General features: G+C 44.0%; 19 protein-coding genes and 1 pseudogene. 8 read left to right on the top strand and 12 right to left on the bottom strand.

Annotation, left to right across the window (positions count from 1 at the left end; all coding sequences use genetic code 11):
• Positions 1 to 348: 348 nt before the first annotated feature.
• A complete protein-coding gene (brnQ, locus tag AC787_RS16095) occupies positions 349 to 1,689 on the top strand; it encodes a branched-chain amino acid transport system II carrier protein (protein WP_054025707.1) in 1,341 nt (446 codons plus the stop codon).
• 118 nt (positions 1,690 to 1,807) lie between these two features.
• On the opposite strand, the gene AC787_RS16100 is transcribed toward brnQ, so the two are convergent.
• Entirely contained in the window at positions 1,808 to 2,698 is an 891-nt protein-coding gene (locus tag AC787_RS16100; protein WP_054025708.1) for an NAD-dependent epimerase/dehydratase family protein, read from the bottom strand.
• A gap of 784 nt (positions 2,699 to 3,482) precedes the next feature.
• On the opposite strand from AC787_RS16100, the gene AC787_RS16105 reads away from it, so the two are divergent.
• From AC787_RS16105 to AC787_RS16115, 3 genes are read left to right on the top strand one after another with little or no spacing between them, the layout of a single operon-like run.
• Positions 3,483 to 4,406, top strand: coding sequence for an ABC transporter permease (locus AC787_RS16105; protein ID WP_235560996.1), 924 nt, complete (start codon positions 3,483 to 3,485; stop codon positions 4,404 to 4,406).
• Positions 4,407 to 4,420: 14 nt separating this feature from the next.
• A complete protein-coding gene (locus tag AC787_RS16110) occupies positions 4,421 to 5,329 on the top strand; it encodes a carbohydrate ABC transporter permease (RefSeq protein WP_082360796.1) in 909 nt (302 codons plus the stop codon).
• Positions 5,330 to 5,387: 58 nt separating this feature from the next.
• Positions 5,388 to 7,043 carry an extracellular solute-binding protein gene (locus AC787_RS16115; protein ID WP_054025710.1) on the top strand — a complete coding sequence of 552 codons (1,656 nt, stop codon included), beginning with the start codon at positions 5,388 to 5,390 and terminating at the stop codon, positions 7,041 to 7,043.
• A 278-nt stretch (positions 7,044 to 7,321) separates the two neighbouring features.
• On the opposite strand, the gene AC787_RS16120 is transcribed toward AC787_RS16115, so the two are convergent.
• Positions 7,322 to 8,200, bottom strand: a complete 879-nt coding sequence (locus tag AC787_RS16120; protein WP_235560997.1) for an AraC family transcriptional regulator — start codon at positions 8,198 to 8,200, stop codon at positions 7,322 to 7,324.
• Positions 8,201 to 8,286: 86 nt separating this feature from the next.
• Between AC787_RS16120 and AC787_RS16125 the strand changes: the two genes are divergently transcribed.
• Both AC787_RS16125 and AC787_RS34845 read left to right on the top strand, forming a co-directional pair.
• A complete protein-coding gene (locus tag AC787_RS16125) occupies positions 8,287 to 9,852 on the top strand; it encodes a HEAT repeat domain-containing protein (RefSeq protein ID WP_054025711.1) in 1,566 nt (521 codons plus the stop codon).
• Between the two features lie 165 nt (positions 9,853 to 10,017).
• Positions 10,018 to 10,188: pseudogene (locus AC787_RS34845) on the top strand (alpha/beta hydrolase); the annotation flags it as partial.
• A gap of 139 nt (positions 10,189 to 10,327) precedes the next feature.
• Here AC787_RS34845 and AC787_RS16130 read toward each other — a convergent pair.
• From AC787_RS16130 to AC787_RS16145, 4 genes are all read right to left on the bottom strand, one after another.
• Positions 10,328 to 10,768 carry an SRPBCC family protein gene (locus AC787_RS16130; protein WP_054025712.1) on the bottom strand — a complete coding sequence of 147 codons (441 nt, stop codon included), beginning with the start codon at positions 10,766 to 10,768 and terminating at the stop codon, positions 10,328 to 10,330.
• Positions 10,765 to 11,214, bottom strand: coding sequence for an SRPBCC family protein (locus tag AC787_RS16135; RefSeq protein WP_054025713.1), 450 nt, complete (start codon positions 11,212 to 11,214; stop codon positions 10,765 to 10,767). Before AC787_RS16135 ends, AC787_RS16130 begins: the two co-directional genes overlap by 4 nt.
• Positions 11,214 to 11,717 carry a MerR family transcriptional regulator gene (locus AC787_RS16140; protein WP_054025714.1) on the bottom strand — a complete coding sequence of 168 codons (504 nt, stop codon included), beginning with the start codon at positions 11,715 to 11,717 and terminating at the stop codon, positions 11,214 to 11,216. The genes AC787_RS16135 and AC787_RS16140 overlap by 1 nt, the downstream gene beginning before the upstream one ends.
• Before the next feature lie 469 nt (positions 11,718 to 12,186).
• The gene (locus tag AC787_RS16145) at positions 12,187 to 12,522 is read right to left on the bottom strand and encodes a winged helix-turn-helix transcriptional regulator (protein ID WP_054025715.1); all 336 of its coding nucleotides are present in this window, start codon (positions 12,520 to 12,522) and stop codon (positions 12,187 to 12,189) included.
• Between the two features lie 209 nt (positions 12,523 to 12,731).
• On the opposite strand from AC787_RS16145, the gene AC787_RS16150 reads away from it, so the two are divergent.
• A complete protein-coding gene (locus AC787_RS16150; RefSeq protein WP_054025716.1) occupies positions 12,732 to 13,577 on the top strand; it encodes a pirin family protein in 846 nt (281 codons plus the stop codon).
• A gap of 42 nt (positions 13,578 to 13,619) precedes the next feature.
• Positions 13,620 to 14,789: a CynX/NimT family MFS transporter gene (locus AC787_RS16155; protein ID WP_054025717.1), complete on the top strand. Its 1,170-nt coding sequence runs from the start codon at positions 13,620 to 13,622 to the stop codon at positions 14,787 to 14,789.
• 307 nt (positions 14,790 to 15,096) lie between these two features.
• Here the strand turns inward: AC787_RS16155 and AC787_RS16160 are convergent, their stop codons facing one another.
• From AC787_RS16160 to AC787_RS16185, 6 genes are all read right to left on the bottom strand, one after another.
• Positions 15,097 to 16,056: a DMT family transporter gene (locus tag AC787_RS16160; protein WP_054025718.1), complete on the bottom strand. Its 960-nt coding sequence runs from the start codon at positions 16,054 to 16,056 to the stop codon at positions 15,097 to 15,099.
• Between the two features lie 157 nt (positions 16,057 to 16,213).
• On the bottom strand, positions 16,214 to 17,521 hold the full coding sequence (locus AC787_RS16165) for a hypothetical protein (protein ID WP_054025719.1): 1,308 nt from the start codon (positions 17,519 to 17,521) through the stop codon (positions 16,214 to 16,216).
• A gap of 18 nt (positions 17,522 to 17,539) precedes the next feature.
• Positions 17,540 to 18,850: a hypothetical protein gene (locus AC787_RS16170; protein ID WP_054025720.1), complete on the bottom strand. Its 1,311-nt coding sequence runs from the start codon at positions 18,848 to 18,850 to the stop codon at positions 17,540 to 17,542.
• Between the two features lie 9 nt (positions 18,851 to 18,859).
• On the bottom strand, positions 18,860 to 19,651 hold the full coding sequence (locus AC787_RS16175; protein WP_054025721.1) for an ABC transporter ATP-binding protein: 792 nt from the start codon (positions 19,649 to 19,651) through the stop codon (positions 18,860 to 18,862).
• Positions 19,644 to 20,657 (bottom strand): FecCD family ABC transporter permease, encoded by a 1,014-nt coding sequence (locus AC787_RS16180; protein ID WP_054025722.1) that lies wholly within the window; start codon positions 20,655 to 20,657, stop codon positions 19,644 to 19,646. Before AC787_RS16180 ends, AC787_RS16175 begins: the two co-directional genes overlap by 8 nt.
• Positions 20,658 to 20,669: 12 nt before the next feature.
• Complete coding sequence (locus AC787_RS16185) at positions 20,670 to 21,788, bottom strand: ABC transporter substrate-binding protein (protein ID WP_054025723.1); 1,119 nt, start codon at positions 21,786 to 21,788, stop codon at positions 20,670 to 20,672.
• Positions 21,789 to 22,508: the final 720 nt, after the last annotated feature.

Raw genomic sequence — 22,508 nt, forward strand, 5'->3', positions numbered from 1 at the left:
TATTATAAGATACGCCAAAAAAGGGGCGCATCTGTATAAGTGCGCCCCTTTTTTAGTACCTACTGCAAATCGTTCAAAGTAACCTGTCTGGTCAGAATAAACCGTTAATAATATGCTAGATAAAGAATCATCTTTTTCTACTATTTTTGTTATGTGTTTTTCATTTTATTCATTAACTACCTTTTTAGATATTTACCTATGTATAATAGTATTGTCGAATTTCATCGAATCGTGTAGATTTACATTAAGCAAATTCGACATTGAAATGCTACAATGAAAATATCTTATTCATATATATTTCTATGTGAAAATAATAAAAATGATTTTTTGGTACAGGAGAGACATCTTATGCAACGCATTCCTTTTAGTAACACTTTGACAATCGGGCTCATGTTATTCGCCTTGTTCTTCGGAGCGGGAAATCTCGTATTCCCGGCGATGATGGGCCAAATCGCAGGTGATCAGTATTGGCAAGCCAATCTGGGATTCCTGATCACGGGCGTCGGTCTGCCTTTGCTTGGAACGTTGGCGCTCGGCTTTTCCGGCTTGAAAAATTTGCTCGCATTAACCAATCGCGTGCATCCTTGGTTTGCCGTCGGCTACACAACTTTGCTCTACTTAACGATCGGGCCGTTGTTTGCCATGCCGAGAACCGGCAGCATTTCGTACGAAATCGGTATTAAGCCCTATATCGAAACGGAACATGGACCGCTTGGAATGGTGGTCTTCACCGTATTATTTTTCGGGGTAACCTTGCTCCTTTCTATTAACCCAGCAAAAATGGTTGATATTATAGGAAAGATACTGACACCTATTTTGATCGGCTGCATCGCATTATTGGCCATAGCATCCTTTACGGTACCCCTAGGAAAGCCTCAAGAACCGAAATCCGGGTATGCCTCCCAAGCCTTCTTTAATGGATTTCAAGAGGGGTATTTGACTATGGATGCGCTCGCGGCATTCGTATTCGGCATTATCGTCATAAACGCTATTAGAGCGAAAGGGGTCCACGAACGTAAAAGCATTCTGTCCGTCTGCTTCCAAGCGACCTTAATTGCAGCGGCTATGCTCGCCGTTATTTACACATCTCTAACTTATATCGGAGCAAGCAGCGTATCCACCTTTGGTATTCTGACCAATGGCGGCGAGGTGTTGAACTTGGTGACTAGCCATTATTTCGGCACGTTCGGAGGGGTTGTACTCGGTATCATTGTGCTGCTTGCCTGTCTGACCACAAGCATCGGACTGACCGCCTCTTGCAGCAGCTATTTTCAAAAGATTATTCCAGGCATGTCGTATAAAAGTATCTGCATCGTCTTGTGTGTTGTCAGCGCCCTGCTGGCAAATATAGGTCTAGAGCAATTAATCCATTTTTCTGAGCCCGTTCTGACGATATTATACCCGCTGGCTATCGTGCTCATCTTACTGACATTCTTGCATGATTTGTTTAAAGGCAAGCGCACCGTATACGGGGTTAGCCTGCTGCTGACTTTTCTCGTCAGCCTGGTCGATGGTCTTGAAAATACGCCGCTAGGTATAGAGCAGCTCCATGACTGGTTTAACCACTACTTACCTTTGTATAATATCGGATTGGGCTGGCTGATTCCAGCCTGCGCTGGAATGCTGATTGGGCTTCTGCTGCCAGAGCGACATAAGGGACGACAATCTTCTAGTCTCTTGGGAGACTGAAGTTTCAAATGCGCCGCTCAACCGCTTTTCGAGAATAGTGACCTTGCCCTAATTAGATGGACACAGAGAACCCCTCTATAATAAATCATGGAGGGGTTTTTCGGATTATACCTGCGTTTTACTTTGCACTAACTGTGTATTTCATTCTATTTTCCCTTTGATTATTCGGCATTGTCGTCATGACGGATTCATGTCCAAGCTCCTCTTTGATTTTTTCCATAGCAAACAATGGCTTATGCTCATTCCCTGGTTGCTCATAATAGCTAAAATCGAATTCTTCAAGCTTAGCATCCCCGAGAGTAGCGCGTAATTTCGCGATAACCGGAACGTCGCAAGTAGCGTCAGGTCCGACAACATTGTAAACACGCACACCTGTATGGTTGGAGCTCTCTACCGATTTTTTGATGGCATTAACCACATCGCTTGCAAGCACATGCGTTAATTGTGTGATCGGTAAAAATAACACAGTATGAAGGTCAACTTCTTCCGGTGACCAGGTTTCATCAGATGCGATGCTCCCAAATCTCAAATGAATAAAATCGGCATCCGTATATTTACGGCTGAAGTATCGCGCCAGGTCCTCCACCATGGCCTTACTTAATCCGTATGCATCCGTTGCCAAACAAGGATGATCATCAGCAATAGGGAAGCTTAAGGGAAGAAACTCTGGGTCCAGACAACCGACTGCTGCGATTGAACTGGCCATGACGAATTTTCGACACCCGCGGTCAAGCAAATAACGGAGCAGCCTTCTTGTTCCAAGTAAGTTGACGGAAAGCCCATCCTCCTCACTGCATCCGCCTGTAACTGCGGCAAGATGTATAACCGATGTAATCTCATACTTGTCGAGCTGACGCAAATCCTCGAAGCTGTCGAACGTCCCCTTCACAAAAGGCACATCGCTATTCGGTTTTTTTCTAGACATACACAGAACATCATGCTGTTTAGCAAGTCGCTCTATCAAAAGAGCCCCCAAAAAACCGCTCGCTCCGGTAATTAGTATAGTCATCGTCCTCGCTCCTTTTCATGTGATACAGCGCTTTCACTTTCTTTGTGCAACTTAAAATAGTTTCGCCTGCCTTCTCTTAGCATTAATAGTATGTCATTCCCTTGAACAAGCCAAGCCAAGTCAATACTTTGCAGGCGGGGCTGCTTATTCAACGTTGGATTCCCGCTTTTTCTTTGCTATTGGAGATTGGGAACGTACGTTTGAATATTTTAACCATCATCAAATTCAAATGTCTGAACCTAAACTCGGACCAGACGAACTTACTCCCTGTTCATTAACTGAATCAAAGGTCAACTCATAAAAGAGCTCCCAATCAATTGTTTGACCTGACGATTGTACAAATAAATGATTGTTTGCTAAATACTTCGTTGAATGGTTCGGATAAAATAAAAACAGTATTTACCATTCTCTAAGAGGAGTGAGATGCTTGAGTAAATGGATTCACCGACCGGCAAGGGGGGAATGGGTAGATTTGCGCAATCCCTAATGAAAGCGCTTTCTAAAGGATGAACAAGGACTTTCGCGGCACGATATTGAGCTACGCCGGCAACGACAATATGAAGCAGATGATGATCTCAATAACTTAGCGTATTCATCGCTATCTAAACCTCATCCAAAATCCAACCAGACTCGAAGCAGAAAAATACGAGTACAAGATGATCGTCAGGGCTCTCTTAGAGTACGCTAAGGTGAAGGCTGTCGAAGCAATGAGAACCCACATGAATGATTCGATTTTTCTACTTTAGTAAGCGTTTTCATTAAAAACCGTTTGGAGGAATGTCTTTTGGCTGTTCGAATGACTGCCTACTGGAAAAAGAATATTGTCCGGCATTGGCAATTGTATGCCATCGTCTCCGTTCCCGTTGCATTTCTAATCATTTTCAATTACGTTCCGCTCCTCGGCATCCAACTTGCCTTCAAGGAGTTCAACCCGGTTCAAGGCATCTGGGGCAGCCCGTGGGTAGGCGGCAAACAGTTTGCCATGTTTTTCGAATCTCCGTTTTTCTGGCCGATCATTAAGAATACGCTGCTGCTTAGCGTCTACTCGCTTTTCATTGGCGCCCCGGCTGCCATTCTTCTTGCTCTGGCTATGAATGAGGTGGGCAATCAACGTTTCAAGAAGGTCGTTCAAATGTTCACCTATGCTCCTTATTTTATTTCCACGGTTGTATTAGTCGGGATCATTAATATCGTGTTGTCGCCATCGACCGGATTGTATGGTCAATTGACGGGTTTGGTGGGCATTACGGATCCGATCGATATTTTAGGCGATCCAAGCGCATTCTCTTCCCTCTTTGTATGGTCAGCTGTTTGGCAGGAGACCGGATACGGAGCGGTTGTCTACTTGGCGGCATTATCGGGCGTCAATCCGGAGCTGTATGAAGCGGCCAGGATCGACGGCGCCACCCGGCTCAAAAAAATATTCCATATCGATTTGCCTGCCATCCGGCCTACCATTATCATTCTGTTTATTATGGCGATCGGCGGTCTACTCAGCGTGGGCTTCGAGAAAGTGTTTCTACTACAAAATATTATGAATCTCAGTACGTCAGAGGTCATATCGACTTATGTTTATAAGATCGGACTCGTACATATGAATTACAGCTTTGCTGTTGCCGTTGGCGTATTCAACTCCGTCATTGGGTTTGTGCTGATCTTCATCGCGAACTTCCTAGCTCGCAAATATTCCGATTCGAGTCTGTTTTAATGAAAGGGGCGGCAATGAAAGTGAGAAAGAACACGCTCATCAAAGAGTCTTTGCCCGATCGGATCAGCATGGCCATCATCTATACGCTGCTTACGCTCGTGTTGATTGCCGTTGCCTATCCGCTGATCTATATCGTCAGTTCGTCATTCAGCTCTTCGACGGCCGTTATGGAGGGTCGCGTTTGGCTGCTGCCCGTTCAACCTACACTGAACGGGTATCATGCCGTATTTCAATATCCACAAATTTGGAACGGTTATTTAAATTCCATTATTTATACCGCGTTGGGATCCCTAATAAGCATCAGCCTAACGGTCATGATGGCTTACCCGTTATCACGAACGACATTTGTTGGACGAAAACTGCTCGTTTGGGCGCTGTTGTTCGCTATGTTGTTCAGTGGAGGGCTGATCCCGTTCTATCTAGTTGTGAGATCGCTTCACATGCTGGATACAATATGGGCGATGGTGTTGCCAGGTGCACTTAGCGTCTTCTCGGTCATCGTAGCGAAGACGTTCTTTCAGTCGACCATACCCAACGATCTGTACGAAGCAGCTCAGTTGGACGGATGCAACGATGGCCGTTATCTAATCAGTATTGTATTGCCGCTGTCTAAGCCTGTCCTTGCCGTTCTACTGCTTTGGTCTGCAGTGGGTCAATGGAATTCCTACTTCAACGCATTGATTCTACTGGATAGTGAGAAGATGTACCCTCTGCAGCTCGTGCTACGCGAAATATTGGTACTCAATTCGGTCTCGCTCGGCTCGATGAGCCTATCGGCAGAGCAACTAAAGCAGTTCGAGGATATGAAAAACTTGCTAAAATATTCCGTGATCGTCGTTGCCAGTGTACCCATTTTAATGCTTTACCCGTTCATCCAAAAATATTTTGTGAAAGGGGTGATGATCGGTTCTATCAAAGCGTGAACCGGTATGCTTCTTTTCATCTGCTTTCAAAAATTTGAAAGATGGAGGGGTCTTATACATGTCTAAAACAAGTAAAATATCAATTACAGCAGCGTTGATTTGCATACTTTTGATTCTGTCTTCCTGCTCGGGAAATAACGGCGAGAACGGAAAGCAGACCGATAAAGTAGTAGATGAGAATACCGTCGTTGACGTTTCGTTCTTCGCCGTGCCGTCTGGTGATGTCATCGATCTGGAAACGAACTGGTTTACCAAGTATGTCAAGGATATGTACAAACTGAACATCAAGTGGGTGACGTCTCCTTCCAGCGACTCGGCCACCAAGCAGTCTTTGCTGCTATCGGGCGGTAACTATCCGGAAGTGTTTTGGTCAGGATCATTCACGCCTTCTGAAATATTAAAGTTATCTAAACAGGGCATACTCCTTCCCTTGAACAGCTATATCGATACATACGCCCCTAATTTGAAATCGGCGATCGATACAGCTCCCGGATTGAAGCAGGCCATCACGGCACCCGACGGTAATATTTATGGGCTCACTTCGTACAACACCTGTCTACACTGTTATTGGGGCTCGAAGTTCTGGATGAACACCGCCTATCTGGAGAAGTTCAACTTAACGATGCCGACTACAACCGAAGAATTCGAGCAAGTGCTACAGGTGTTCAAGGATAATGGGTTGATTCCGCTGTCTGGTACATCGGACGGCTATGATCCAACCGTGTTCCTTATGAATGCGTTCATCTACCACAATAACTCTGATCTTTTTAATGTGGATGATGGAAAGGTTACGTACGCTCCTGTGCAGGAAGGATGGAGGAATGGTCTCGCCTACATCAATAAACTTTATTCGAAGGGCTTGATCGATAAACAGGCATTTAGCCAGAAAAGTGAGGTGCTTAAACCACTAGCCGCACAAGATAAAGTTGCTGTCATTCCTTCACTATATAGTGGCGCCTTCCTTGACGCGGGGCACAAGAGCTATCCCGACTGGAGCTCTATGACGCCGTTAAAAGGCCCGGACGGTACGCAATATGCTTCCTTCAGCGGTAATACGCCAAGGTCGATGTCCGTCGTTGTGACGAAAAAAGCGACCGAGGCTCAAATCATCCGCCTTATAAAGCTGATAGATTTCATCTACACGCCAGAGGGCACACAGATGATGAACTTCGGCCCAGAAGGAAAGTACTGGACGAAAGCCGCTCCTGGAGTGAAAGGGCTTGACGGCGAGCAAGGGCTGTTCATCACCCAATCCGATAAGTTCTATTCGGCTGGCGCGAAGCAGAATGAAGGCTGGAACCAGATGGGTCCGGTATACCAGAATATGACGTGGCGTAACGGCTTCGTCGAGGCCAAACCACCATTTTCCGCAGACGGACTGGAGTCTTTGCTGCTGCTGGAGACGATGAAAAACTATACCGGGCATCAGCCGGATCAAGTCTATCCTGGCGCGATTTGGATGGAGCCGGAACAATATCAGAAATATGCGTTGCTCAAGACCAATATAGAGCAATATGTGAATCAATGGAAAGCACAGTTCATCCTGGGCAGCAAATCGCTAGACACTGATTGGGACTCGTATGTGAAAGGTTTTGAAAAGTTGGGCCTTCCTGAGTTTTTGGAAATGTCGCAAAATGCGATGATAGAACCGTTTGACACAACTGCCTATAAGCCAGATGCCAAAACGATTGAGTTTCTATCCTCATTAGAGTAACGTCGTGAAATGATAATTGTGTAAAGGGCCCGTTTCTATAACGGCTGAGGGGGAAGGGCGATAGCCCTTCCTCTTTTTTGCGTCTTCTACATTTTCTGAATAGTAGACGAATCCGTGTGCCGTTACGGAACGGTCGACATTCTAGTCAATAAGGCAGGAATCGACCATGCAGCTTGATCTTTTTTTACTTTCTCGATGGAACGAGGCACACAAATATGACAATGGCTAGTGTAACGGTTGGATGTGGTGAGTGTCCCGATCCGACCCTCAAGCGTCGATCATTCCTGGCCTCTTCGATATTTTAGAGGGGTTGTACCGGTGATTTGCCGGAACAGTCTGGAGAAATAGTGGATGGATGAAAAATCATGCTTCTCCGCTATTTCCGTGACGGTAAGCTGAGAATTGCACAAGTCGTATTTTGCTCTGTTGATTCGGAAGTGATTCATGTATTGGATGGGTGACATTCCCGTCGCATGCTTGAACAGCTCGAAAAAATAGCCCCGCGAGATCCGCAGCTCTTCATAATAATGTTCCAGTGGCTCCGGTCGGCCCCTCATCAAATCCTGATCCAAACACTCCAGCAGCTTATCCATACGCGGGTCCGGAAATTGCGCCTCATTCAGTGCGAAGCTTAAAAAATGCTCGATAAATGCTTGAAACCGACATTGCACCTTCAAGTTCCTCAGTAATGTGCGTTCGGTTAGATACACATTGTCCGTGTAGAAGCCTTCGAATAGTTCGGTCCAGATACGTATTCGCTCAACGGTCGAATGCTCCGGAATGGAATAGAGAAAAGCCGGGCCGATCATGTCGGTCTGCACCTGCGGGAAATCGTATAAAATCGTTGACGGTGACTCGAATCGCGCTTGCCGGTCGACGAAATGCCAGTCGAAATAACAGCAAATATGTACCATCGGCTCATAATCATCCGCAATCCATTCATGGATCTGCCCTGGAGGGATATAGACCAGCGAGCCGGGCCTCGCAATATGCGTCCGTCCGCACGTATGTATGACACCTTGACCCTCGCTGATCAGATAAAGGGAGCTTCCATAACATATACGCTGCGAGCTGGTCTGTCCTTTTGAGAACGGGTATCGGGTCGCATAATAAACATATGGGTGCAAGGATGTAATTTTCATATGATTATTGTACAAAAAAATGAACTCTCTGTAAATACAAAAACGTTCGGTTGAGGTTATATTTACTTATAGTTTAAACGTAAAAAGGAGAGATCATTCACATGGTAGATTCCCGTTTCTTGTTGACAGATGAACAAATGATTCAGTTCATCACGAAAGGTTATGTCGTGATACAGAATGAATTGCCGCAGCAGCTTCACCAGCATGTTATGGACTCGATTAATCATGTTCTGCACAATGAGGGCAATCCGGGTAATAACATTTTGCCGCGCGTTCCGGATATTCAGCAATTCTTCGACACGCCGGTTGTGAAGGGCGCTTTGACGAGCGTTCTGGGGCCGGACTATTACATGCATCCGCATCGACACTGTCACTATAATCAGCCGGGCAATCAGACTCCTGGCGGGGGCACTTGGCATAAGGACGGGTATTGGTCGGCGATGCGCAGCCACCGGCCATGGTGGGCGATGATCTTCTATTATACGCAAGATGTTACCGAAGACTTGGGACCGACCGCAATTATGCCGGGAACCCAGTATTATGAGAAGTTTATCGGCGACCGGGGAGAAACGATGCTTCCGACTGGAAAAGCGGGTACCATGGTGCTGGTCCATTTCGATATGTGGCATAAAGCTTCAATAAATACGACGAATTTGGACCGCTATATGCTGAAGTTTCAATTTGTTCGGCTACGGGCTCCGGAGCAGCCAAGCTGGAATCATACGAATGACGAACTCGTTGTTCCGGAAGGAACGCCGGCATTCCATCATCATCTGTGGAACGACATCTGGAACTGGCTGCGCGGCGAGCGGGCGGGATCGGCGAACGGCTCTGCATACGCGGATACTTCCAAGCTGAAGCAGCTGGAGAACGAATTGACTTCAGAATCATATGAAATCCGGGGGCAGGCGGCAGACGAGATTGGACGATATGGAACCTCCGCCGCTGCCTTGGCGCCGCAGCTCGGTAGTTTGCTGGGCGATTCGGTGGAAACCGTCGCGCTCAATGCTTCTTATGCGCTCGGACATATGGGGCCGGAAGGCGTGAAAGAGTTGCTTGCGCAGCTAGTGACAGGAACCAACCAGATCGCAGAGCGCGCTGCATACGGTCTTCAAGGGGCGGGTGTCGGTGCAGCACCGGGACTGATCGATGCGCTTAATGATCCGAAAGAAAAACGGAGAGCGTTCGCAGCGTTTGTTCTCGGCATGCTCGGATCGGATGCCGTTTCTGCCGTTCCGGCGCTGCTCACATCGTTAAGCGATGAGAGCGAATGGGTCCGCCGCAACGTTATCGAGTCGCTGGGGATGATCGTACAGCCCGCGGAGCAAATCGTTCCGGCGTTGGCGGGCGTATTGGAGGAATCGCTCACGAAAGAAATGTCCGGCGAACCAAATACGTCGGACATTTATGTAGAAAATCAAAGTTATATCACGAACAAAATCGGGTATACCGCTGCGTTGTCCTTGCTGCGCATCGGCAAGGCAGGCGACCCGGCCATCATGCTGCGGGCACTTGAGAAAGGTTTGGAAAGTCATGACCGTTATGTCAGATCCTATGCTGCTGAAGCGCTGACAAACATCCGTACGCCCGAGGCTATCGATACATTAATTCGATTCTACCGATCCTCAAGATGGTGCCCGGATACTCATAAAGCCAGCACGTTCTAAACGAAAATATGCGACAATCTAGTTTTTCACGGAACGCTGTCCGGTCTCCCTACCAGGAGGCCAGATGGCGTTCTGTGCGTTGTGTTAATACATGTGTATTCGGATGGGAGCCCAAAGCTTTTATGACTATACATTTGACGCAGCATACATGTGGGAAGATGTATATTAGGCAGGTATGATTATTTGGTAGCGCCTGTTTCACTTTGGAATTCTGTTGATGAAACCTATGAGCACGTGAAAAAAGTGATCTTTGAGCATAGTGGTCACAACCCAATGATTGAGGAACCTCTAACCTTTGACAAAAAGCTAAGCAAGTGGATTCTTGAGGGCAATTGAGGCTTTCCTTTGTATAACGAAAAACACTAAGTTGATTCTTAGTGTTTTTTTATTTCCTGCCCCTTTGGTTTCGCCCAAATGAGTTTTACCATTGTGTCTAACAGCGAAATTTAGTAAAAACCGATATAACTTTGCAAAGCTAGTAGGCCAATTCCGCCAGCAGCTTGCCAAGCCGGTCAAGGTTCTGTTCATTAGCTTCTATGCAAATCGGCTTAGATTTTTCAAACTCCTCTTTTTCCTTGAAAAGTTGACGGAAGGTGACTCTGGTGCTGCCTTCGATGCTCTCGAAGGTAGCCGTTATCCGAAATTCGTGACCGGACACATGATCAAGCACAATCCGCTCTGACGGTACAATCTCAACAAAGACGTTATGGTTAGGATAATCCACCCCATCCGGTCCATGCATGATGAACCGCCATGTGCCTCCCGGCCTGATATCACACACTTGATTCGTATTCGTGAAACCTTGCGGCCCCCACCATCGGGCTAACAAATCGGGAGTTGTCCAGGCCCGAAACACGAGTTCCCGCGGGACATCGTACTCGCGCGTAGCAATAAGTTCATTTTCACCTATAGTCATGTTCCTACCTCCCCTTCTACTACCTTGCCGAGTGCGTCCAACATGACGTTTGTACCGTGTTCCCGTACTTCTGGCGTATCGTGTCCGTCAAAGAACGCACCTTGCTCCGTGAAAATCAGCTTCGTACCGACCTCCACCTTGATAAGCTCTATTGTTGTAATCGAGACGGAGATACGTGTGCCTCCCGAATCCAGCGTGTACGTATAGACAATGCGCTGCTCTGGAACAAGCTCCTGATAGTTGGCGTCGAAGGTAAAGATCGGCCCTTCCGGCGGCCCGCCACTGCTGTACTCACGCCCGCCGACCTGAAAATCGAAGATGTCTGGCTTCGAAAACCACTTGGCTTTGGAAATCGGATCTGCCCATGCGTGATAAACCCTCTCCGGCGAAGCGGCATAAGTCCGCTCGACGACAAAAGTTCCATGGTTGACAAATCGTTCGTTCATTAATTTTCCTCCTTATGTTTCGGAATTCCGCTTTCCTCGGCAAGAAAGTCTCCTAACAGGTCCAAATGTCGCTCCCAACTCGTTTGCCGCTCAATGACCGGTTTCTCAAATTCCATCTTCATCGCTTGCAGAAGACTCGTGAAATCTTCAACCGTTAATTCCGCCTGGCCTTGCATAAGTTTGGATACATGTCTGAGCTGCTCCAATAGTTTCTGCTGCAGTTTGATCTGTTCTTTGATTTGATTTATCTGCAGGTTGACGATCTCAAGCGGACTGATATGCCCGCCACTTAAGGCCAAATTAATCTCCTCGAGAGATAACCCCAGTTCCTTAAGTGATAATATCTGGTGCAAGCGTGATAAGTTCGATTCACTATATAGCCTGTGGCCCGATTCCGTCTGGTCGGATGGAGATAACAGACCAATTTGATCATAAAAGCGTAGGGTTCGTACGGTAAGCCCCGTCAGCTTGGCGAGGTCCCCAACCTTCCAATGTCTCCTCATTAACCATCTCCACTCTTTGTCGCTAGCTATGTACCGGTAGCTCTATTGTAAAACATTACGTTACGTAAGGTGCAAGCGAAATTGTAACGCTCTACCGAATTTTTTTGCGCCACTGATTTTGAACACAGGCTATTGTGTCTAACGGAGAAAACTCCGCCGTGGCGCTATTTAATGCTATTGTATTAGAAATATACGCTTGGAATCCTAAGCGTATATTTGAGTATTTTTTAAAATTTCGCCCTACTTATGATACGGTTCACCGTATCACTTATAGAGCGAAATATTATGGCATCTATTTGGATGCCTTTTGCCACATCTTCGCTATAATATATCTATTATTCATATCCTAATAGAATCAACCATAGGTTTTTTGGGAGGAGCCTGCCATCGGTGGGCTTCTTTTTGCTTTTTCTGCCTGCCGAAGGTTTGCGTGGGTTAAGCGTCTAAGATTCTGGCAATTAAATATACGCTATAAATCATACTGTTGTTTTCTGGCCAAATGGGCTTCTCCCCAGCCGTGCATCATATCAAGTACGGTCTGGAGAGTTGCCCCATACTCGGTCATGGAATATTCAACCTTTGGAGGGATCTGAGGATAAATAACCCGCTTGATAATTTCTTCTCCCTCTAATTCACGCAGATGGGAAGTAAGCATTTTTTTGGTAACACCAGGTAATGCTTGATGCAACTCACTGAACCTCATCGTCCCACTATGGAGCAAGTTGAGCATAATTGCGATTTTCCATTTGCCTACAATCGTCTCCAACGCCGTTGCGACTTTGCAATTGTTTGGTTTCCCATCCATATTTCTAACCTCCAACTCACCGACTGTTATCTGTTATCTATTATCTACCCTAGATTCTGATTTATGAAATAAAGGTTACATTGAAGGTACCCTGTCACTTTATTGTGCCTACTTCATAAATAGCGTATAAAGCTGCATAATGAATTTAAGAAATAATAGTAACTTAATATTAGTAAGATAAAAATCAGATTGCAAGGAGGAAGTTAACAATGTCCAGTCAAGTTGTTTTCAGTCGCAGCATCAAAAGTGTCCGTACCCCTGAATTCCAACGGAATAGCGACATCCATACGATGGCATGGGTTTTTGAACCCGGGAATTGGGAAGAACATGATCCGTTTTTGCTTATGGCTCACGATCATATGCGTAGTGGCGTATTCGGCATTCATCCCCATCGCGGAATCGAGACGGTCACTTTTTTAATAGACGGTCATCTTAATCATTATGACAGCAAGCATGGAAAAGGCGTACTTCATCCTGGTGATGCACAATGGATGACTGCAGGCAGAGGCGTTGAACATGTCGAAGACGCGGCAAAAGACGAGGAGGTCAATCTTCTTCAATTATGGGTTAACATTCCTCGTGAATGGAAGATGTCCCCTTCCAGATACCAAGACTTACGTAAAGATGAAATGCCTATTCTACATGAAGACGGGGCCGAAATCCGGATCTTCTCTGGTTCTTGTGGCAATAAGATTGCTGATACGAAAAATATAGCTCCAGTGACGATGTTGGAAGTGATGCTTGAACCAGGAGCGGCGGTCTCGCCGCAATTGCCAGGAAGCTACAATGGATTTCTGTACATTTTGGAAGGTGAAGGAATCTTTGGTTTGAATGATACAGCAGGAACAAAAGGGCAAGTATTATGGATGGGATCTGCAGGAACTGCTGAGCAAAGCACAATTAATATCCAGGCGAAAAGCAAAATGCGTGTCATGCTATACGCAGGTGAACCGATTCGTGAACCTGTCGTTGCCAGAGGCCCTTTTGTAATGAACACGGAAGAAGAAATCATTCAAGCCTTTAATGATTATAAAAATGGAAAATTTAAATTTTAATTCTGTATAAAATTGACTTGTATAGAGAAAGAGTTGTATAAGATGAAAAAATATTCACTATTGATTGTAGCTTTATTTATCGCATCATTGAACTTGCGTCCCGCGATTAACTCCATTGCTCCCTTGCTTGAGAATATAAGAGACAACTTGGGAATGAACGCCTCTGTTGCGAGCTTGCTGACTTCGATTCCTGTCCTGTGCATGGGACTATTCTCCCCGGCAGCCGTGAAATTCAGCGGAAAATGGGGCATTGAGCGGGTACTTGGTTGGTCGCTATTTGTGATTGGAATAGGTACTGTTCTTCGTTTCTTTACACATTCGACTTTTTCTTTGCTTATTACTGCTTTTATCGCGGGAGTTGGTATTGCAGTTGCAGGACCACTTCTTCCTGGGTTTATTAAGCGCCACTTTCCTAAGCATGTACCCTCGATGATCGCGGTATACACGGTTGCGCTAACTTTAGGAGCCGCACTAAGTTCTGGATTCGCAAGATCGTTGCAGGATGGATTTAATTCGTGGCAAAGTGCGTTAGGGATCTGGGCGGTTATTGCGTTCGGCGCCGTACTTCTATGGTGGATGTTTGTACTGCGGCGTACTCCTACGCAAGTTCAGCTCTCTTCAACTGGTTCGAAAGCAAGTTTGCCATGGAAGAATAAAAAAGCATGGCAGCTTACGCTATCATTTGGCTTAATGGCGATGCTGTTCTATTCTTTTACAGCTTGGCTGCCGCAAATTGTTCAGGGTATGGGTTATAGCAAGTCTTACGCAGCAAATGTTCTTACGATATTCGTCGTTGTTCAGATTCCGGTGAGTCTCATTCTACCGATTCTGCTACGTCATTTCCCTTCCCGTCGCCTTTGGCTATCGGTCGAAGCGCTGTTAGAACTAATCGGACTTATCCTTCTCGCGTCCTCCGCCGAACCTTGGATTGCTGCAATCTTTATTGGAGCAGGCGCAGGTGGATTGTTTTCACTCAATCTCCTTCTGCCTTTGGATGCTACCAACAATCCACAAGAGGCCGCTTCTTGGTCGGCTATGACCCAATCCATCGGTTATGTCCTCGGAGCAACGGGTCCCATTATTCTTGGCTGGATTCATGATGCGACCGAAAGTTTCTCTACTGCGATAGCAGGGCTGATCGTAATTAATGTGGTGATGATCTTCGTGCAGTTTGCAGCTACTTCTATCAAAAAAAGCCAACGTGCAGCATGATAGTGATGTGAAAGTTCCAATTCAAACGAAGATGCCTCCAAAACCACTATACCAGTGGGGCTGGAGGCTTCTTTTTCTTAGATTAAACATTTAAAGTGGGACGTAAAAAATCCAAAAATGAGCCCTTATTTTTCTCAGAAGGGGGAGAGGTTTTCATAGACCTCATGCTTCCCATTCTATACCCTACTCACTCCGGCTTTTTCCACCCCGTTATTGCATTGGCAGAAGTTCGGAACGTTCGGCTGCAATGGAGTAACTCAGCCCCTGCTGAGCTATCGCATCAAAATGATTCGTCTCGGGACTGTCGTTATCCAGCACGCCCACTAAACCATTTCCTCGAAGAATGTATCGCGTTCTTTTCCGGCTGGTTGACTATCACAATGCCTGATACAACCAAGCCCAGCGCTGCAAGCACCATTAGATGCATCACTTCACCTAACATCAACGCTGACAATACCACACCGAAAACCGGCGTCAAGAATAAATACATCGAAACGCTTCCGACCTTGTTGTATTTCATGACATTATTCCAAAGCACAAAACCTGTGGCAGATACAAGCGACAAATACAGCATCATCAGCACCGTACTCCATGTGAACACAAACGGAAAAGGCCCAGCAAAAGACGCACCGACAGCAAACAAAGCGATTCCGCCAAGCAGCATCTGCCAGCTCGTCATATATAGTACATCCAGCTCCTTCGCTTCATTTTTGGAAAGAACATTACCAAACGCGCCGAGAAACATGCTTAGCAGCAAGCAGACTTCCCCCACGCCCATATGAAAGGCCATCTCCCCTTTTGTCATGTTCGCCACAATCACTCCACCGAAACCTAACGCCACTCCAGTGATTTTTCTCAAATTAAAACGGTCGTTCCTATACATAAAATGGGCAAGCAAAATCTGAAAAAACGAGGTCGTCCCCGCGATAATGGATCCTTGAATACCTGTAACCATACTCATGCCGTAATAAAAAAAGGCATACTGAAGAAATGTTTGAAAAAGTCCTATTTTGCTTACCTTGAGTAACGTCCCTCGCTGATACCCTGCCTTCCTGCGGATTAATTTCATGAACAAAAGGATGAGCAAAGAAGCAAGGACAAACCGGTAACCTGCAAACAAAAGCTGCTCGGACCAATTTTCTTTCCCTATCGCCAGCTCGCCATAACTAAGTTTAATAAACGGAAAAGCGCTCCCCCACAGCAGTGACGCTAATGTTGCAGTGAACATAATGCCCAAAGGATGCTTGAAAAATCTCTCTGAAGTCATTCTAACAGACACCTCGATGATTATTAATCGTATTCATGATTGCTTATAGTACGTAAATATAACTCTTTTCCATAAAAAGATAAACGACCGATCCCCTGTTAAATTCAGGGAAGCGATCGTCGCTGGGACATAAGGACAATTTTCTGCGAACATTTTACTAAGGTGCTTGTACCGCGGCAAAAGGCACAACGGCTCTGCGGTATTTCATAAGACCGATACAAATATCGCGAAGAAGGCATTCTTTATGCTCGCCGTGATCAGGATATCGAATCAAATCGCCACCGTTATGCACGAGGACCTTCCCTCCACTTCCATCTATTGAAGGATACTGCCATATATAATCGGACGAATATCTCGCATGTTCAGTCCCTATGGATGTAAGACCTAAAGCATGTTCAGGCAATGGAGTAAATCCTCTTGCATACGTCCCGAGTATCCCTTCCCAGCCATCAAAGTCTTCTGGCATATTCTTGAAAAATTCAAAGGGATCATTCTCTACTCTTATCTTGAGATTCGTATAGGGGACAGGCGATACCATTTGGGATGGTTTTAAAAATGGAAGCACGCACACAGCAACATCTATATTTAATATGAGTTGTCCGCCATTTTTAACATAATCCATTATTCTATCCGAATATTTTTCCATATATATTTGATCGCAATGACCAGGGATATAGATGATATCACAGTTCCAAACCTCATCTGGAATAGGACGAATACCATAGTATTCGATTTGTCCGCTTGTACCTTCAAACGTTTTCGATAAATACGAGGGAGTATCCACAGAATCTATCCCTGTTGTTTGTAAATAAGCCATTTTAAACGGTTGTATCTGATTTCGATCAATTCCAAGCTCGTTATTAAGCCATGGATAAAACCTTTGAAGTAGTTTAGTTGTTGTTGGCATAAATCGTTGACCGTTATGACTATGAGGGTCAAGTGTTGTGATAAAAACTCTACCCCCGCCTTCTAAATCCTTAAAATCAATGACAACGGAATCATGAGTATCTTCTATCGCAAGCAATGTAGTCCCATTATGATTTCCCTTGTATGCACCATGCCAGTGCCAATGTAAATGCTCAGGCTTCACATATTCAAACAAAGAATGGTTTCCATGATCGGGAACATATAGTTCTATTTTACGTTCTGGTCTCGTCCACCATAGCCAATCCTTAGTGTTACACTCAACCCACTCTATATTTACAACGTCTAATAGTTGATCAGCTTTATCTAGTGCAAAAATGAGTAGAAATCCGCCATTTCTAACATAATCATTAAGCTGTTTTTTATGAAGCAGAATGCGGTCACTGTGACTATGACAAGAAATAATGACTGCACCAAATTCCTCCAAGTTAAAGTTAGACAGGTCATCCGCATATATGAATTGATCCATGTGATGAGCAAAATCCCAATAGCTGATTAACTGGGCACTTGTTCCCGTTGTAACATAAGCGATTTTTTTCAACTTTGCCTCCTAATAATTTCATTCTTTAACTTGTACCCCAGCAAAAGGCACAACTGCTCTGCGATATTTCATAAGACCTACACAAATATCACGAACAAGGCATTCTTTATGCTCACCGTGATCAGGATATCGCACCATATTATCACCGTTATGCACGAATACCTTTCCGCCACTTCCATCTAAAGTAGGATACTGCCATATATAATCTGATGCATGTTTTGCATTTTCAGCCCCTATGGATGTGAGACCTATAGCATTTTCAGGTAATTGCGTAAATCCTCTTGAATACTGCCCTATTATGCCGCTCCACCCATCAAAGTCATCTGGCATATTCTTAAAAAATTCAAATGGATCATTTTCTACTCTTACCTTGATATTCGTATAGGGGGTTGGCGGCACCGTTTGGAATGGCTTTAAAAATGGCAGCCAGCATACAGCTACTTCTATATTTAATATGAGTTGTCCACCATTCTTGACATATTCCATCATTCTATCCGAGTATCGTTGCATATAGATATTGTCACCAAGACCAGGGTAGTAGATGATATCACAGTCCCACACCTCATCCGGAATAGGACGAACGCCATAGTATTCGATTTGTCCGCCTGTGCCTTCAAAGGTTTGCGCTAAATATGAAGGCGTATTCTCAGAGTCAAACGATGTCGTTTGCAAATAAGCCACTTTAAACGGATTGATCTTATTTCTGTCGATGCCAAGCTCGTTATTAATCCACGGGTAAAACTGTTTTAACAGTTTAATAGCTGCAGGCATAAATCGTTGACCGTTATGGCTATGCGGGTCTAGCGTTGTGATGAAAACTCTACCCCCGCCTTCTAAACCCTGAAAATCGACGATAACGGACTCATCCGTATCCTCTATCGCGAGCAATGCAGTCCCGTTATGATTTCCCTTGAATGAACCATGCCAGTGCCAACCCAGATTCTCAGGCTTTACAAAATCAAAAAAGGAGTGATTCTTGTGGTCCGGAACATATAACTCTACTTTCCCGCCCGGCTTCGTCCACCATAGCCAATCCTTGGTTTTTGAATCGACCCATTCTATGCTTACAACATCTAAAAGCTGATCTGCTTGATCAAGCGCAAAAACTAAGAGAAATCCGCCCATTCTTACATAGTCATTCAGCTGTTTTTTATGGGGCAGAATACGGTCACTATGACAATGACAAGATATAATGACTGCGCCGAACTCCTCCAAATTAAAATGAGGGAGGTCGTCAGCATAAATCAATTGATCTACGTAATGCGCATAATCCCAATAGCTGATTAACTGCGAACTTATTCCCGTGTGTACATAAGCGATTTTTTTCATATTTACCTCTTAATATTGATGTAGATCGATTGGTAAAATGGTTGAATAGGATTTCTCCGCTTGCTCAAACGATAGTATTTCAGAATTGATTCCAAAATAATTTCGTAGATTCGTAGTGTTAACGACATTTTCAGTTTTATCGAAAATAAACTTATCTTTTCCTAGGAGCAACGTTGACTGTGCTATACGAAAGGCATGCTGAGGGAAATGAGTGTTAATAATAATCGAATATTCCCCTTGTGCATTTAACTCTTCGACAACATTCAATACCTTTAGTTGATTTTTCAAATCAAGATGAGATTCAGGCTCGTCCATGATAAGTATTTTTGGATTTTTGATCAGAGCTCGTGCAATTAAAACCATTTGCAGCTCGCCACCGCTCATTTTGTTGCAATTTCGTTCACTTAGATATTCAATACCTAGCTTTCTTAATTGCTCATAGGATTTCTCGTAATCCTCTTTTTTAGGAAGCCTGCCCATTTTTACATGAGGAGATAAGCCCATAACGGTCATTTCAAGTCCTGTAAATCCAAATGCCATGCTTTTCGATTGTGGAACATAGGCTACTAGCTTCCAATACTTACTAGCAGACATTTGTTTAACCGACTCACCATTTATACGTATATCACCTGATTTATACTCTAAAAATCCCAATAAGCATTTGACAAATGTCGTCTTACCAATCCCGTTTGCTCCTAATATGGCTAATGTTTCACCCTTGTTTACGTTAAAGGATAAATCTTTAAATATCTGCCTATCTGAGCTAGGGTAGTGAAAGTTAAGATTTTCAACGCTAATCATCCCACACTCCTCCTGTTCTTTTAAGCAGATAGATAAAGAATGGCACACCAATAAGCGAGCTTATAATAGAAAGAGGAATTTCTGCTCCTGTTATGGATCTTGCAAGTGTATCTGTAATTAGCACGAAAATACCACCCATAATCATACTAGCTGGCACTAAATGCCTATTATCTGTTCCGACGATCATCCGAGTAAAATGCGGTACAATAAGCCCAACAAAACTAATAATACCAGCAATAGATACAATCGCTGCAACAATGACTGTTGTGAAAAAGATAATAATAATACGTGCTTTTTTCACATTTATGCCCAGCGAAGTCGCTTCCTCCTCATCTAGAGAAAGAAGATTTAGTTGCCATCTGTATTTATAGAGGACAATTAAAGAAATCAAAATACTAGGCATTGTTCTAATAATGGTTTCCTTCGAAGGTCCAGCAAGTGAGCCCATAAGCCAAAAGGTGATAGCAGGAAGTTCATTTTTGGGATCGGCCAAATACTTTAGTATGGCGACGCCAGAGTCAAATAATGCGCTAGTAATAATTCCTGCAAGTACGAGCATAAGCACAGTAAGACGCCCGCGTCTTCTTGCGATGATATAGGTGAGGTACATCCCTGCAAATGCAAAGAGTACGGCAAAAAACTGCGTGCCAAGCGTTGTTCCAATCGTTATTATGCCAAGAGCTGCACCAAAGCTGGCTCCCGATGATACGCCTAAAATATGCTCACTTACGAGCGGATTACCAAAAGTAGCCTGCAAAGCAGCACCAGAAACAGCAATGCCAGCTCCGATAACGACAGCTAATAGTACACGAGGAATTCTAACTTCATGAACGACTACTGAAATCTTTGAGTCTGATAAAGAATCTGGGTTAATGATTGAATAGAAAACATCTAGCGGGGCGATTGTGTATCTTCCGATACAAATCGCCGCCACCATTAAAATAAACAAGGAAAGAGAGGATAATACGTAAAAGTTCCTAAGACGCCTTTGTCTAGCTGCTACCATCAAAACCTCTCCTTATTGCATAAACATTTCGAAGTATTTGCTATTTTTGTTCTCTTCAACATTTAGAATTTGATCAATATCTTCATCGGTTACATCGATATTGTATAACAGTTTATAATCATCACGGACCTGTTCGCGCATACTAAAGTCCTTGAATTTCTCCGGATTCGCTAAGAAAGCATAGAAATACCAGGTAATTCCTGGATTATCAAGTTGAGATGCTGCTGGGGCTTTGTACACTCTTTTTTCTTTTACAGCTGTCAGGTTTTTAAGGACAGGATGATTAAAGAAATATTCGGGAGTTATATCTTTTGCAAAATCGCCAATAACGATCATATTAGGATCCCATTGTAGCAAGGTTTCTGCATTGATCTCAGCATCTGGTGTATCAAATTTACCAACTGTATAGGTAAGGTTTTCCACCTTATGTACAGCAGTGTGAGGGAGTTCTGTTCCCCATACTGTGATTTTATTTTCAGCCACATTGCCTATAAAAACATGATTTTGTCGCTCATCTTCTGTTAGGCTTTCGGTTACTTTAAGAACGGCTTGTTTTGATTTCTCATGGTGTGCAAAAACCTCATCTACTCGATCTTGCTTTCCTAGAGCTTTACCGTACAATGTATATCTTTCAATATCGTCAGCATATTTACCCCAGTTTACAGCTATAACATCAATGCCAGCATCTTCTAGGGGCTTAATTCCTTCTTCTCCAAAATTCCATTGATAAACAACATCAGGGGCCAGCTTTAAAATACTTTCAACATTTGGCTTTGACCAATCACCTTGCATGATGTCAGATTTCACATTTAGAATTCCTGGATATTTTTTTGCAACGACACCGCCTGCAATATTATTATCTTGATCAGCTTTTACCATGCCTAAGTATGGTTCAGCGGATTGTGTAATAGAAAGCATTTCAGATCCCTCGGCTGGAAACAGCACGAATGATTTTGCATATCCTTTCTCAAGAACAACCTCTTTGCCTCTACCGTCAACAATCTTTACCGGTGCAGATGCACTGCTCTCATTAATGCTTCCGTTATTCTTAGGGCTGTTATCCGTGCTTTGGCAACCTACAGAAGTTAATACCACAGTACCTATTAAACTAGTCAATAATAATTTTTTCATATCTTTTTTCCCCTTTGTATGTTGTACCTCTGATTCATGGTGTAGAAATGCTCTTTAGCTCAGGTCGACTGAAACTGTTTATCGAAACCTCTTCGGCTATTCATCCAGAGGACCGTTCAATTGAACATCGGGATCAGGGCTTGTACTTATAACATTCTCATTCCTTTTTAACCTAGGGAACATAGTAGCATCCATTGATAATGATTGTCAATATCAATTGTGGCTTCTTTTTCTCAATAAGATTTATAAATCCAGCATTTAGTAAATTGGGAACACTAAAACAGGGAAGAACCCTTGTTTATTGGGCTCTTCCCTGTTTATCAATAAATTTGCGTCATTTGTGGTAAGGTTCACTGTATCATTCTAACTGCGAATTTTGAAAGTGCATCTCATATTGGTGCCCATTCATTTTCAAACGATCATTGAAATACCAACACTCTTTTTCCAACATAATGTTACAACACATTACTACATTAAGATCTCGATTTTTGTTTAAATGCTTCAACCATTCCAGACTATTTTGCTTCCAGCGCGTCATCGTTTATCGTTAGTGAAACATTATAAAGTCAACACTATCAAGCCTTTTCCTCATATTATGTGTCACCTTTTGAAATGAATTCACCTTGCTCCAGGGTTGACATTCGGGCAAAGATTTTTGTCTAAATATTTTTATGTATCTGGTTTATAACTCGACAGAAGTTCTATTGCAAGCTTGATATA

Source organism: Bacillus sp. FJAT-28004 (assembly GCF_001280845.1).
Taxonomy (GTDB): domain Bacteria; phylum Bacillota; class Bacilli; order Paenibacillales; family Paenibacillaceae; genus Pristimantibacillus.

Bases quoted from the DNA above. Each gene is read 5' to 3' on its own strand.
- AC787_RS16170 (WP_054025720.1), bottom strand. From the start codon at position 18,850: ATGAAAAAAATCGCTTATGTACACACGGGAATAAGTTCGCAGTTAATC.
- AC787_RS16100 (WP_054025708.1), bottom strand. From the start codon at position 2,698: ATGACTATACTAATTACCGGAGCGAGCGGTTTTTTGGGGGCTCTTTTG.
- AC787_RS16150 (WP_054025716.1), top strand. From the start codon at position 12,732: ATGTCCAGTCAAGTTGTTTTCAGTCGCAGCATCAAAAGTGTCCGTACC.
- AC787_RS16185 (WP_054025723.1), bottom strand. From the start codon at position 21,788: ATGAAAAAATTATTATTGACTAGTTTAATAGGTACTGTGGTATTAACT.
- AC787_RS16125 (WP_054025711.1), top strand. From the start codon at position 8,287: ATGGTAGATTCCCGTTTCTTGTTGACAGATGAACAAATGATTCAGTTC.
- AC787_RS16180 (WP_054025722.1), bottom strand. From the start codon at position 20,657: ATGGTAGCAGCTAGACAAAGGCGTCTTAGGAACTTTTACGTATTATCC.
- AC787_RS16155 (WP_054025717.1), top strand. From the start codon at position 13,620: ATGAAAAAATATTCACTATTGATTGTAGCTTTATTTATCGCATCATTG.
- AC787_RS16110 (WP_082360796.1), top strand. From the start codon at position 4,421: ATGAAAGTGAGAAAGAACACGCTCATCAAAGAGTCTTTGCCCGATCGG.
- brnQ (WP_054025707.1), top strand. From the start codon at position 349: ATGCAACGCATTCCTTTTAGTAACACTTTGACAATCGGGCTCATGTTA.
- AC787_RS16140 (WP_054025714.1), bottom strand. From the start codon at position 11,717: ATGAGGAGACATTGGAAGGTTGGGGACCTCGCCAAGCTGACGGGGCTT.
- AC787_RS16130 (WP_054025712.1), bottom strand. From the start codon at position 10,768: ATGACTATAGGTGAAAATGAACTTATTGCTACGCGCGAGTACGATGTC.
- AC787_RS16145 (WP_054025715.1), bottom strand. From the start codon at position 12,522: ATGGATGGGAAACCAAACAATTGCAAAGTCGCAACGGCGTTGGAGACG.
- AC787_RS16160 (WP_054025718.1), bottom strand. From the start codon at position 16,056: ATGACTTCAGAGAGATTTTTCAAGCATCCTTTGGGCATTATGTTCACT.
- AC787_RS16175 (WP_054025721.1), bottom strand. From the start codon at position 19,651: ATGATTAGCGTTGAAAATCTTAACTTTCACTACCCTAGCTCAGATAGG.
- AC787_RS16135 (WP_054025713.1), bottom strand. From the start codon at position 11,214: ATGAACGAACGATTTGTCAACCATGGAACTTTTGTCGTCGAGCGGACT.
- AC787_RS16115 (WP_054025710.1), top strand. From the start codon at position 5,388: ATGTCTAAAACAAGTAAAATATCAATTACAGCAGCGTTGATTTGCATA.